This is a genomic window from Enterobacter sp. RIT418, from assembly GCF_003057745.1.
Taxonomy (GTDB): Bacteria; Pseudomonadota; Gammaproteobacteria; order Enterobacterales; family Enterobacteriaceae; genus Enterobacter.
The window spans coordinates 81,981-94,576 of the sequence record NZ_QBJD02000011.1 but is presented as its reverse complement, the minus strand read 5'-3'; the positions used below and the strand labels follow the sequence as shown (position 1 = coordinate 94,576).

Genomic DNA, 12,596 nt, shown 5'->3' with positions numbered 1-12,596 from the left:
GCAGCATTTTGTAATGTGAAGCATATCTCAGTTGAATACTGGTTTGCATAAACAGCACACACCCTTGCAGGAAAAAAATGCTATGAAAAACGTTGGTTTTATCGGTTGGCGTGGAATGGTCGGCTCTGTCCTCATGCAGCGCATGGTTGAAGAGCGCGATTTCGACGCTATCCGCCCGGTCTTCTTCTCGACTTCCCAGCTCGGCCAGGCTGCGCCTTCCTTTGGGGGTACCACAGGTACGCTGCAGGATGCTTACGATCTGGAAGCGCTGAAGGCACTCGACGTTATTGTCACCTGCCAGGGCGGCGATTATACCAACGAGATTTACCCAAAGCTGCGTGAAAGCGGCTGGCAGGGCTACTGGATTGACGCGGCGTCATCGCTGCGCATGAAGGACGATGCCATCATTATTCTTGACCCGGTGAACCAGGATGTCATCACCGACGGCCTGAACAACGGCGTGAAAACCTTCGTAGGCGGCAACTGCACCGTCAGCCTGATGCTGATGTCCCTCGGCGGCCTGTTCGCGCAGGATCTGGTGGAGTGGGTCTCTGTCGCCACGTACCAGGCGGCGTCCGGCGGCGGCGCGCGCCACATGCGCGAACTGCTGACCCAGATGGGCCAGCTGCACGACAGCGTTGCCACCGAGCTGGCAAACCCGGCGTCTGCGATCCTCGATATCGAGCGTAAAGTCACTCAGCTGACCCGCAGCGGCGCGCTGCCGGTGGATAACTTCGGCGTACCGCTGGCCGGTGGACTGATCCCGTGGATCGACAAACAGCTGGATAACGGCCAGACCCGCGAAGAGTGGAAGGGCCAGGCCGAGACCAACAAAATCCTCGCGACCGCGAACACCATTCCGGTGGACGGCCTGTGCGTGCGCATCGGCGCGCTGCGCTGCCACAGCCAGGCTTTCACCCTTAAACTGAAAAAAGATGTGTCTATTCCGACCGTGGAAGAGCTGCTGGCCGCGCACAACCCGTGGGCGAAAGTGGTGCCAAACGATCGCGATATCACCATGCGCGAACTGACGCCTGCGGCCGTGACCGGCACGCTGACCACGCCGGTGGGCCGCCTGCGCAAGCTGAACATGGGGCCGGAGTACCTCTCCGCGTTCACCGTCGGCGACCAGCTTCTGTGGGGCGCGGCCGAACCGCTGCGCCGCATGCTTCGCCAACTGGCGTAATAATTTGATAACTACCGGGGGTGATTTTCACCCCCTTTTTTTGCGTACTACATGGAGTAAAACGCAGATGTCCTATTTTTTATCTGGAGGGTCTACGTCGTTGGCTATGCTTTAAGGAAGATTTATTTCTCACCTGAGGGTAGGGCGGAGCAGAGAGGATGTGCTGCACCGTTCAGGTCACATTAAAAGTCGTCCCGGAGCGCGTAAAAAGGGCGACATAAAAAAAACAGGATGAATACCATGTCCGATCGTATTTCGAGAGACGTGATTAATGCGCTTATTGCGGGTCATTTTGCCGACCCCTTTTCCGTGCTGGGAATGCACCGCACGGAGGCCGGGCTGGAAGTCCGGGCACTCTTACCTGACGCTACGGAAGTGTGGGTCATCGAGCCCAAAACCGGCCGTAAGGTCGGCAACCTTGAATGCCTTGATTCGCGAGGCTTCTTCTGCGGCATTATGCCGCGTCGTAAAAACCCCTTTCGCTACCAGCTTGCGGTCGTTTGGCACGGCCAGCAAAACCTGATCGACGACCCCTACAGCTTTGGCCCGCTGCTCAAGGAGATGGACGCCTGGCTGCTCTCTGAAGGCACCCACCTGCGTCCGTATGAAACGCTCGGCGCCCATGCCGATACGATGGACGGCGTAACCGGCACGCGGTTTGCCGTGTGGGCGCCGAACGCCCAGCGCGTCTCCGTGGTCGGGCAGTTCAACTACTGGGACGGCCGCCGTCACCCTATGCGCCTGCGCCGCGAAACCGGCATCTGGGAGCTGTTTATCCCCGGCGCGCACAATGGCCAGCTCTACAAGTTCGAAATGATTGATGCCAACGGCAAGCTGCGCATCAAAGCCGACCCGTACGCCTTCGAAGCGCAGATGCGGCCGGATACCGCCTCGCTGATTTGCGGCCTGCCGGAGAAAATTACCCAGAGCGAAGAGCGCAAGCAGGCCAACCGCTTCGACGCGCCGATCTCGGTGTACGAAGTGCACCTTGGCTCCTGGCGTCGTCACACCGATAACAACTTCTGGCTCAGCTACCGCGAGCTGGCCGACCAGCTGGTGCCCTACGCCAAATGGATGGGCTTTACCCATCTTGAGCTGCTGCCGATCAACGAACACCCGTTCGACGGCAGCTGGGGCTATCAGCCGACCGGGCTTTACGCCCCGACGCGGCGCTTCGGCACGCGCGACGATTTCCGCTACTTTATCAACGCCGCGCACGCCGCGGGGCTGAACGTGATCCTCGACTGGGTGCCGGGCCATTTCCCGTCAGATGACTTTGCGCTGGCAGAGTTTGACGGCACTAAGCTCTACGAGCACAGCGACCCGCGCGAAGGCTATCACCAGGACTGGAACACGCTGATCTACAACTACGGCCGCCGCGAGGTGACGAATTACCTGGTGGGCAACGCGCTGTACTGGATTGAACGCTTCGGCGTGGATGCCCTGCGCGTCGACGCGGTGGCCTCGATGATCTACCGCGACTACAGCCGCAAAGAGGGCGAGTGGATCCCGAACGAATTCGGCGGGCGGGAAAACCTCGAGGCGATAGAGTTCCTGCGCAACACCAACCGCATTCTCGGCGAGCAGGTCGAGGGCGCGGTGACCATGGCGGAAGAGTCGACCGACTTTCCCGGCGTCTCCCGTCCGCCGTCGATGGGCGGCCTCGGCTTCTGGTACAAGTGGAACCTTGGCTGGATGCACGACACGCTCGACTACATGAAGCTCGACCCGGTGTACCGTCAGCATCATCACGACAAGCTGACGTTCGGCCTGCTCTATAACTACACCGAAAACTTCATGCTGCCGCTGTCGCACGATGAGGTCGTTCACGGCAAAAAATCGATTCTCGACCGCATGCCGGGCGACGCGTGGCAGAAGTTCGCCAACCTGCGCGCCTACTACGGCTGGCTGTTCGCCTTCCCGGGGAAAAAGCTGCTGTTTATGGGCAACGAGTTTGCTCAGGGACGCGAGTGGAACCATGACACCAGCCTCGACTGGCACCTGCTGGAAGGGGGCGACAACTGGCACCACGGCGTGCAGCGCCTGGTGCGCGACCTGAACCTGACCTATCGTCACCATAAGGCCCTGCACGAGCTGGACTTCGATCCGTACGGCTTTGAGTGGCTGGTGGTGGACGATCGCGAGCGCTCGGTGTTCGTCTTCGTGCGCCGCGACAAGGCGGGTAACGAGATCATCGTTGCCAGCAACTTTACCCCCGTTCCGCGCAATCACTACCGCTTCGGCATAAACCAGCCGGGCAAATGGCGCGAAATCCTCAACACCGACTCGATGCACTATCACGGCAGCAATGCCGGAAACGGCGGCCTGGTGCAGAGCGACGAGCAGGAAAGCCACGGACGACCCAACTCGCTCAGCCTGACGTTGCCGCCGCTCAGCACCCTCTGGCTGGTTCGGGAGGGCGAATGACGCAGCTGACGGCAGGCCGAAGCGAACCGCTTGGGGCACGCTTTGACGGAAAAGGCGTGAACTTCACGCTCTTTTCCGCGCACGCGGAGCGGGTTGAGCTGTGCGTGTTTGACGGCGAAGGCAACGAGCACCGTTACGATCTGCCGTCGCGCACCGGAGACACCTGGCACGGCTACCTGGCCGGCGGGCGTCCGGGACTGCGCTACGGATTTCGCGTTCACGGCCCGTGGGCGCCCGCGCAGGGGCACTGGTTTAACCCGGCGAAGCTGCTGCTCGATCCGTGCGCCCACCGCGTGGACGGTGAGTTCAAAGACGACCCGCTGTTCCACGTCGGCTACGGCGAGCCGGACCATCGCGACAGCGCGCCCCTCGCGCCGAAAAGCGTGGTGGTGAACGACCTGTACGACTGGGAAGACGACGCCGCGCCGCGCACGCCGTGGGGCAACACCGTCATCTACGAAGCCCACGTGAAGGGGCTGACGTACCTGCACCCGTCGATTCCGAAAGAGATGCGCGGCACCTATAAGGCGCTCGGCCACCCGACCATGGTGGCCTACCTGAAGCATCTGGGCATTACCGCGCTGGAGCTGCTGCCCGTGGCGCATTTCGCCAGCGAGCCGCGCCTGCAGCGGCTTGGGCTAAGCAACTACTGGGGCTATAACCCGCTGGCGATGTTTGCCCTCGACCCGCGCTACGCCGCCGATCCTGATAAGGCGCGGGACGAGCTTCGCGACGCGGTCAAGGCGCTCCACCGGGCGGGAATTGAGGTCATTCTGGACGTGGTGCTGAACCACAGCGCGGAAAGCGATCTTGACGGCCCGACGCTCTCCCTGCGCGGAATTGATAACCGTAGCTATTATTGGATCAGGGAGGATGGCGATTACTTCAACTGGACCGGCTGCGGTAACACGCTCAATCTCAGCCATCCAGCCGTGACGCACTACGCTTATGAATGCCTGAAGTACTGGGTGGAGACGTTTCACGTCGACGGCTTTCGGTTTGATCTGGCGCCCGTCATGGGGCGCACGCCGGCGTTTAGCCCGCAGGCGCCGCTGTTTGAGGCGATAAAAAAATGTCCGGTGCTCTCGCAGGTGAAACTGATCGCCGAGCCTTGGGACATCGGGGAAGGCGGCTATCAGGTGGGGAACTTCCCGCCGCCGTTTGCCGAATGGAACGACCATTTTCGCGACGCCGCGCGCCGCTTCTGGCTTGAGCGGAATCTGTCACTGGGGGAGTTCGCCGGACGTTTTGCCGGTTCCAGCGATCTCTTTAAGCGCGAGGGCAAATTACCGTCCTCGACGATCAATCTGGTGACGGCGCACGACGGCTTCACGCTGCGCGACTGCGTTTGTTTCAATCAGAAACACAATGAGGCAAACGGCGAGGAGAATCGCGATGGGACTAACAATAACCATAGCTTCAATCATGGTATAGAAGGATTAGGCGGGAGCCTGGACGTGATCGAGCGGCGGCGCGACAGCGTACACGCGCTGTTGACGACGCTGCTGCTGTCCCAGGGCACGCCGATGCTGCTGGCGGGTGATGAACACGGCCACAGCCAGCACGGCAACAATAACGCCTATTGCCAGGACAACTCCTTAACCTGGCTTAACTGGGAGGACGCGAACAGCGGTTTGACCCATTTTACCGCGGCGCTGATCCACCTTCGCCAGCAAATTCCTGCTCTCACCGCCGATCGCTGGTGGGAAGAGGGGGACGGCAACGTTCGCTGGCTGAATCAAGACGCGCAGCCGTTAAGCGCGCATGAGTGGCAACACGGCGTGCCTCGCCTGCAAATCCTGCTCTCGGATAAGTGGCTGATCGCGCTGAACGCGACGGATGACGTCGCAGAGATTGTTTTACCTGACGGGGAGTGGCGCGCCATTCCCCCTTTCGCCGGAGCGGATAATCCGGTGTTAATGGCTGTCTGGCACGGGCCTGCGCACGGAGTGTGCGTATTCCAAAGATGATAAAAAAGGAGTTAGTCATGGTTAGATTAGAGAAGAACGATCCCTTAATGTTGGCTCGCCAGTTACCCTTAAAAACGGTTGCCCTGATACTCGCTGGCGGGCGCGGTACCCGTCTCAAAGATTTGACCATCAAGCGCGCTAAGCCGGCCGTTCACTTTGGTGGTAAGTTTCGTATTATCGATTTTGCCCTGTCCAACTGCCTCAACTCGGGCATTCGCCGCATTGGCGTGATTACGCAATACCAGTCGCACACCCTGGTGCAGCACATCCAGCGCGGCTGGTCCTTCTTCAGCGAAGAGATGAACGAGTTTGTCGACCTGCTGCCCGCGCAGCAGCGCGTTCACGGTGAGAACTGGTACCGCGGGACGGCCGACGCGGTGACGCAAAACCTCGACATCATTCGCCGCTACGGCGCGGAATACATCGTGATCCTCGCCGGGGACCATATCTACAAGCAAGACTACTCCCACATGCTGATCGACCACGTCGAAAAAGGGGCGCGCTGCACCGTGGCGTGCCTGCCGGTGCCCGTTGCGGAAGCCACCGCGTTTGGCGTGATGCACGTGGACGCGGACGACAAGATCATCGACTTCGTTGAAAAACCGGCCAACCCGCCGACCATGCCGGGGGACGACACCAAATCCCTCGCCAGCATGGGGATCTATGTCTTTGACGCCGACTATCTTTACGAGCTTCTCGAAGAAGACGACAAAGACGAAAGCTCCAGCCACGACTTCGGCAAAGACATCATTCCAAAAATCACCCAGGCCGGCATGGCCTATGCACATCCTTTCCCGCTGTCCTGCGTGCAGTCCGATCCCAACTCAGAGCCGTACTGGCGCGACGTGGGCACGCTTGAAGCGTACTGGAAGGCGAACCTGGACCTGGCGTCCGTCACGCCCGAGCTGGATATGTACGACCAGAACTGGCCGATTCGTACGCATATGGAGTCGCTGCCGCCTGCGAAATTCGTGCAGGATCGCTCCGGCAGCCACGGCATGACGCTGAACTCGCTGGTCTCCGGCGGATGCATTATTTCCGGCTCGGTGGTGGTGCAATCCGTCCTGTTCCCGCGCGTGCGGATCAACTCATTTTGCAATATCGACTCGGCGGTGCTGCTGCCGGACGTGTGGGTGGGGCGCTCGTGCCGCCTGCGCCGCTGTGTGATAGACCGCGCCTGCGTCATTCCTGAAGGAATGGTGATTGGCGAGAACGCGGAAGAAGACGCGCGTCGTTTCTACCGTTCAGAAGAGGGGATTGTATTAGTTACGCGGGAAATGCTGCGCAAACTGCAGATCAAACAGGAGCGATAATGCAGGTTTTACACGTATGTTCTGAGATGTTCCCGCTGCTGAAAACCGGCGGGCTGGCGGATGTACTTGGCGCGCTACCGGCAGCGCAAATTGCCGCAGGAACCCACGCGCGCGTGCTCCTGCCCGCGTTCCCGGATATCCGCCGCGGCGTTCCCGATGCGCAGGTGGTGACGCGCCGTGAGACGTTCGCCGGGCGCATCACCCTGCTGTTCGGTCATTACAACGGCGTTGGCATCTATATGATTGATGCCCCACACCTTTACGACCGCCCCGGCAGCCCGTACCACGACACTAACCTGTTCGCCTATACGGACAACGTGCTGCGCTTTGCGCTGCTTGGCTGGGTAGGGGCGGAGATGGCCAGCGGGCTGGACCCGTTCTGGCGGCCGGAAATCGTGCATGCGCACGACTGGCACGCCGGCCTGGCGCCAGCGTACCTGGCGGCGCGCGGGCGACCGGCGAAATCGGTCTTTACCGTGCATAACCTGGCGTATCAGGGCATGTACTACGCCCATCATATGAATGACATCGATCTGCCGTGGTCGTTCTATAACATGCACGGGCTGGAGTTTAACGGGCAGATCTCGTTCCTGAAGGCCGGTTTGTACTATGCGGACCATATCACGGCGGTCAGCCCGACCTATGCCCGCGAAATCACGCAGCCGGAGTTTGGCTACGGCATGGAGGGGCTGCTTCAGCAGCGGCACCGTGAAGGACGCCTGTCCGGCATCCTGAACGGCGTGGATGAAAAAATCTGGAGCCCGGAGGCCGACCTCCTGCTGACGTCACGCTACGGCCGCGACGCGCTGGAGGAGAAGGCGGAGAACAAGCGCCAGCTGCAAATTGCGATGGGCCTGAAGGTCAACGACAAGGTGCCGCTCTTCGCGGTGGTCAGCCGCCTGACCAGCCAGAAAGGGCTGGATTTGGTGCTGGAGGCGCTGCCTGGCCTGCTGGAGCAGGGCGGCCAGCTGGCGCTGCTCGGCGCGGGGGATCCGGTGTTGCAGGAAGGCTTCCTGGCGGCGGCGGCGGAACATCCGGGGCAGGTGGGCGTGCAGATCGGCTATCACGAGGCGTTCTCGCACCGCATTATGGGCGGCGCGGACGTGATTCTGGTGCCGAGCCGCTTCGAACCCTGCGGCCTGACGCAGCTCTACGGGCTGAAATACGGCACCCTGCCGCTGGTGCGGCGCACGGGCGGCCTGGCGGATACCGTCTCCGACACCTCGCTGGAAAACCTGGCGGACGGCGTGGCGACCGGATTTGTATTTGAGGACAGCAATGCGTGGTCACTGCTGCGGGCCGTCCGGCGTGCATTCGTCCTGTGGTCGCGTCCTTCGCTGTGGCGCTACGTTCAGCGCCAGGCAATGTCCATGGACTTTAGCTGGCACGTTGCGGCGCAGTCCTACCGCGATCTTTATCAACGCTTGATGTAACGAGGCGAAGTTACCGATATGAATGCTCCTTTTAGCTACTCTTCACCCACGCTTAGCGTTGAGGCATTAAAGCACTCCATTGCCTACAAGCTGATGTTCACCATCGGCAAAGATCCGGTTATCGCCAACAAGCACGAGTGGCTGAACGCTACGCTGTTTGCCGTGCGCGATCGCCTGGTGGAGCGCTGGCTGCGCTCCAACCGCGCCCAGCTCTCGCAGGAAACGCGGCAGGTTTACTACCTGTCGATGGAATTTTTGATTGGCCGCACCCTCTCTAACGCCCTGCTGTCGCTCGGGATTTACGAAGACGTCAAAAACGCGCTGGAAGAGATGGGTCTGGATCTGGAAGAGCTGATTGACGAAGAGAACGACCCCGGCCTCGGCAACGGCGGCCTTGGCCGCCTGGCCGCCTGCTTCCTCGACTCGCTCGCGACGCTGGCGCTGCCGGGCCGCGGCTACGGCATCCGCTACGACTACGGCATGTTTAAGCAGAATATCGTCGACGGGCGGCAAAAAGAGTCTCCGGACTACTGGCTGGAGTACGGCAACCCGTGGGAATTTAAGCGCCACAATACGCGCTACAAGGTGCGCTTTGGCGGGCGCATCCAGCAGGAAGGGAAAAAATCTCGCTGGGTGGAAACGGAAGAGATCCTCGCCGTGGCCTATGACCAGATCATCCCCGGCTACGACACCGACGCCACCAACACGCTTCGCCTGTGGAGCGCCCAGGCGAGCAGCGAGATCAACCTCGGTAAATTCAACCAGGGCGACTACTTCGCGGCGGTGGAAGATAAAAACCACTCCGAAAACGTCTCCCGCGTGCTGTACCCGGACGACTCGACCTATTCGGGCCGCGAGCTGCGCCTGCGCCAGGAGTATTTCCTCGTCTCCTCGACGATTCAGGATATCCTGAGCCGCCACTACCAGCTGCACAAAACCTACGCCAACCTGGCGGATAAAATCGCCATTCACCTCAACGACACCCATCCGGTGCTGTCGATCCCCGAGCTGATGCGCCTGCTGATTGACGAGCACAAGTTCAGCTGGGACGAAGCCTTTGAGGTGACCTGCCAGGTGTTCTCCTACACCAACCACACGCTGATGAGTGAAGCGCTGGAGACCTGGCCGGTGGACATGCTCGGCAAAATCCTGCCGCGCCATCTGCAGATCATCTTTGAGATTAACGACTACTTCCTGAAAACGCTCCAGGAGCAGTACCCGAACGATACCGGCCTGCTGAGCCGTACCTCCATAATCGATGAATCTAACGGCCGCCGCGTGCGCATGGCGTGGCTGGCGGTGGTCATTAGCCACAAGGTGAACGGCGTATCGGAGCTGCACTCGAACCTGATGGTGCAGTCGCTGTTCGCCGACTTCGCGAAGATCTTCCCGACGCGCTTCTGCAACGTGACCAACGGCGTTACGCCGCGCCGCTGGCTGGCGCTGGCGAACCCGCCGTTGTCAGACGTGCTGGATGAAAATATTGGGCGCACCTGGCGTACCGATTTGGGCCAACTGAGCGAGCTTGAGCAGCACATTGACTTCCCGACGGTGAACAAGGCCGTGCGCGAAGCCAAGCTGGCGAACAAAAAGCGCCTGGCGGTGTATCTTGCGATGCACATGAACGTTGTGGCGAATCCGAAGGCGCTGTTCGACGTGCAGATCAAGCGCATCCACGAATACAAACGCCAGCTGATGAACGTGCTGCACGTGATCACCCACTACAACCGCATCAAGGCCGACCCTACCGCCGAGTGGGTGCCGCGCGTGAAGATCTTTGCCGGTAAGGCGGCTTCGGCCTATTACATGGCGAAGCACATCATCCATCTCATCAACGACGTGGCGAAGGTGGTCAACACCGATCCGGACGTTGGTGATAAGCTGAAGGTGGTGTTTATTCCAAACTACAGCGTGAGCCTGGCGCAGCTGATCATCCCGGCGGCGGATCTGTCCGAGCAGATTTCAACGGCGGGGACGGAAGCGTCCGGCACCAGCAACATGAAGTTTGCCCTCAACGGCGCGCTGACCATCGGCACGCTCGACGGTGCGAACGTTGAAATGCTGGAGCACGTGGGCGCGGATAACATCTTTATCTTCGGCAATACGACGGAAGAGGTGGAGGAACTGCGCAGGCAGGGCTACCAGCCGCGCCAGTACTACGAAGAAGATGAAGAGCTTCGTCAGGTGCTGACGCAAATCGCCACCGGCGTCTTCAACCCGGACGAGCCGAGCCGCTACCGCGACCTGGTGGATTCGCTGATTAACTTTGGCGATCACTATCAGGTGCTGGCGGACTACCGCAGCTACGTGGACTGTCAGGATAGGGTGGACGCGCTGTACCGCAATCAGGAGGAGTGGGCCACGAAGGCGATGCACAATATTGCCAACATGGGCTATTTCTCATCGGACAGGACCATCAAGGAGTATGCCGATACCATTTGGCATATTGATCCGGTGCGGTTGTAAAAGCAAAACGGCAACGTCGGTTGCCGTTGTTACTGTTTGTTCCCTCTCCCCGTGGGAGAGGGGCAGGGTGAGGGCATTAGCCCGCACCGATCGTATTACGACGCCAAAGACAGCTCACGCTTTCCCGCGTTTTGCGCCAGCCACTGCGCCACGCGGGACTGCTGCTCGGCGTTGAGCCACATCCCTTCCTTCGTACGGCGCCAGATGGCGTCGTCCAGTCGACGCACCCATTCGTGTTCCACCAGGTAGCGCAGCTCGGCTTCGTACAGCTCGTGCCCGAAGTGTTCGCCGAGGTCGGCAATCTCCTTCGCATCGCCCAGCAGCAGCTCGGTGTTGCTGCCGTAGGTGCGCGCATAGTGGCGCGCCATGTTTTCGGTGATGAACGGATAGCGGCGGCGCAGCTTCGCGGCATAGTCGTCGCGATTATTCCCGATATCGCCGCCCGGCAGCACGGCGTCCTTGGTCCACGCCTGGCCGATGCCTTTGTAGTACGGCGTCAGTTTTTCCAGCGCGTGCTCGGCCAGCTTGCGGTAGGTGGTCAGCTTGCCGCCAAACACCGACAGCAGCGGCGCCTGGCCGTCAACGTCGTGAATGTCGAGCGTATAGTCGCGGGTGATGGCCTGCGGGGAATCAGACTCATCGTCGCACAGCGGACGCACGCCGGAGTAGGTCCAGACCACGTCATCGCGCGCCAGCTGTTTCTTGAAGTGCGCGTTGTAGACTTTGAGCAGGTAGTTGACCTCGCTCTCGTCGATCTCGACGTTTTTCGGATCGCCTTTGTACTCCACGTCGGTGGTGCCGATGATGGAGAACTCGTCCATCCACGGGATCACAAACACGATGCGCTTGTCTTCGTTTTGCAGAATGTAGGCCTGCTTTTGCGTGTGTACGCGCGGCACTACGATATGGCTGCCTTTGATCAGGCGAATGCCGTACGGAGAGGGCAGGTGCATACCGTCGTCAAAGAACTGTTTGACCCACGGGCCAGTGGCGTTCACCAGGCCGCGCGCCTTCCAGCTGAATTTCTCGCCGGTGTCGATGTCTTCCGCTTCCACAATCCACAGGCCGTTTTCGCGGCGAGCGGCGGTCGCGCGGGTGCGGGTTTTTACCTCGCCGCCTTTTTTCACCACCATCTGCGCGTTGGCCAGCACCAGGCGCGCATCGTCTACCCAGCAGTCGGAATATTCGAAACCGCGCACGATTTCCGGCTTAAGGACCGACTCTGAGCCAAAACGCAAGCCGTTCGAACCCGGCAGGCTGGTGCGTTTGCCCAGATGATCGTACATAAACAGGCCAATGCGGATCATCCACGCCGGACGCAGGTGCGGGCGGTGCGGCAGGCGAAAGCGCATCGGGATCGCCAGGTGCGGGGCCATTTTCAGCAGCACTTCGCGTTCGGCCAGCGCTTCGCTCACCAGGCGAAACTCGTAGTGTTCCAGGTAGCGCAGGCCGCCGTGGATCAGTTTTGAGCTGGCGGAGGATGTCGCGCAGGCGAGATCGTTAGCTTCCAGCATCAGTACGGACAAACCGCGTCCTGCGGCATCTACCGCAATACCGGCACCGTTGATGCCGCCGCCTATCACAATCAGATCTTTGGTTTCCATAACACCCTCACGCGCTTTCGTTAAAGCTCAAAAATGTTCGATATCGCTCATAATAGCAAAGGAACGCGCTTTTGGTAACATCAAAAAAACAATTTAGAGTGATATGGATAACATAATGGCGTTTACCCGCCGCCAGGACGTACACTACGGGGTAAAATAGTGCGGTGAAACGCCACCCCTCACCCTAACCCTCTCCC

Annotated in this window: 7 protein-coding genes; 6 read left to right on the top strand and 1 reads right to left on the bottom strand. The window is 60.2% G+C overall.

The annotated features are described in order from the left end of the window. Window positions 1-82: 82 nt before the first annotated feature. The 6 genes from asd (at window position 83) to glgP (ending at window position 10,795) form a co-directional block, all read left to right on the top strand. The gene (gene asd, locus DBY73_RS14495) at window positions 83-1,186 is read left to right on the top strand and encodes an aspartate-semialdehyde dehydrogenase (protein WP_112011803.1); all 1,104 of its coding nucleotides are present in this window, start codon (window positions 83-85) and stop codon (window positions 1,184-1,186) included. Between the two features lie 240 nt (window positions 1,187-1,426). After that, window positions 1,427-3,613 (top strand): 1,4-alpha-glucan branching enzyme, encoded by a 2,187-nt coding sequence (glgB, locus tag DBY73_RS14490; protein WP_112011802.1) that lies wholly within the window; start codon window positions 1,427-1,429, stop codon window positions 3,611-3,613. Continuing rightward, window positions 3,610-5,583 carry a glycogen debranching protein GlgX gene (gene glgX, locus DBY73_RS14485; RefSeq protein ID WP_112011801.1) on the top strand — a complete coding sequence of 658 codons (1,974 nt, stop codon included), beginning with the start codon at window positions 3,610-3,612 and terminating at the stop codon, window positions 5,581-5,583. Before glgB ends, glgX begins: the two co-directional genes overlap by 4 nt. Window positions 5,584-5,600: 17 nt before the next feature. After that, entirely contained in the window at window positions 5,601-6,896 is a 1,296-nt protein-coding gene (glgC, locus tag DBY73_RS14480; protein WP_112011800.1) for a glucose-1-phosphate adenylyltransferase, read from the top strand. Beyond that, window positions 6,896-8,329 carry a glycogen synthase GlgA gene (gene glgA, locus DBY73_RS14475; RefSeq protein ID WP_112011799.1) on the top strand — a complete coding sequence of 478 codons (1,434 nt, stop codon included), beginning with the start codon at window positions 6,896-6,898 and terminating at the stop codon, window positions 8,327-8,329. The genes glgC and glgA overlap by 1 nt, the downstream gene beginning before the upstream one ends. A gap of 18 nt (window positions 8,330-8,347) precedes the next feature. Further along, the gene (gene glgP / locus DBY73_RS14470) at window positions 8,348-10,795 is read left to right on the top strand and encodes a glycogen phosphorylase (RefSeq protein ID WP_112011798.1); all 2,448 of its coding nucleotides are present in this window, start codon (window positions 8,348-8,350) and stop codon (window positions 10,793-10,795) included. A 95-nt stretch (window positions 10,796-10,890) separates the two neighbouring features. On the opposite strand, the gene glpD is transcribed toward glgP, so the two are convergent. Then, the gene (gene glpD / locus DBY73_RS14465) at window positions 10,891-12,399 is read right to left on the bottom strand and encodes a glycerol-3-phosphate dehydrogenase (RefSeq protein WP_112011797.1); all 1,509 of its coding nucleotides are present in this window, start codon (window positions 12,397-12,399) and stop codon (window positions 10,891-10,893) included. Window positions 12,400-12,596 lie beyond the last annotated feature (197 nt).

What these genes read in the sequence shown, in the direction of transcription:
- asd (WP_112011803.1), top strand. Translation starts at nt 83, where the DNA reads ATGAAAAACGTTGGTTTTATCGGTTGGCGTGGAATGGTCGGCTCTGTC.
- glgB (WP_112011802.1), top strand. Translation starts at nt 1,427, where the DNA reads ATGTCCGATCGTATTTCGAGAGACGTGATTAATGCGCTTATTGCGGGT.
- glgX (WP_112011801.1), top strand. Translation starts at nt 3,610, where the DNA reads ATGACGCAGCTGACGGCAGGCCGAAGCGAACCGCTTGGGGCACGCTTT.
- glgC (WP_112011800.1), top strand. Translation starts at nt 5,601, where the DNA reads ATGGTTAGATTAGAGAAGAACGATCCCTTAATGTTGGCTCGCCAGTTA.
- glgA (WP_112011799.1), top strand. Translation starts at nt 6,896, where the DNA reads ATGCAGGTTTTACACGTATGTTCTGAGATGTTCCCGCTGCTGAAAACC.
- glgP (WP_112011798.1), top strand. Translation starts at nt 8,348, where the DNA reads ATGAATGCTCCTTTTAGCTACTCTTCACCCACGCTTAGCGTTGAGGCA.
- glpD (WP_112011797.1), bottom strand. Translation starts at nt 12,399, where the DNA reads ATGGAAACCAAAGATCTGATTGTGATAGGCGGCGGCATCAACGGTGCC.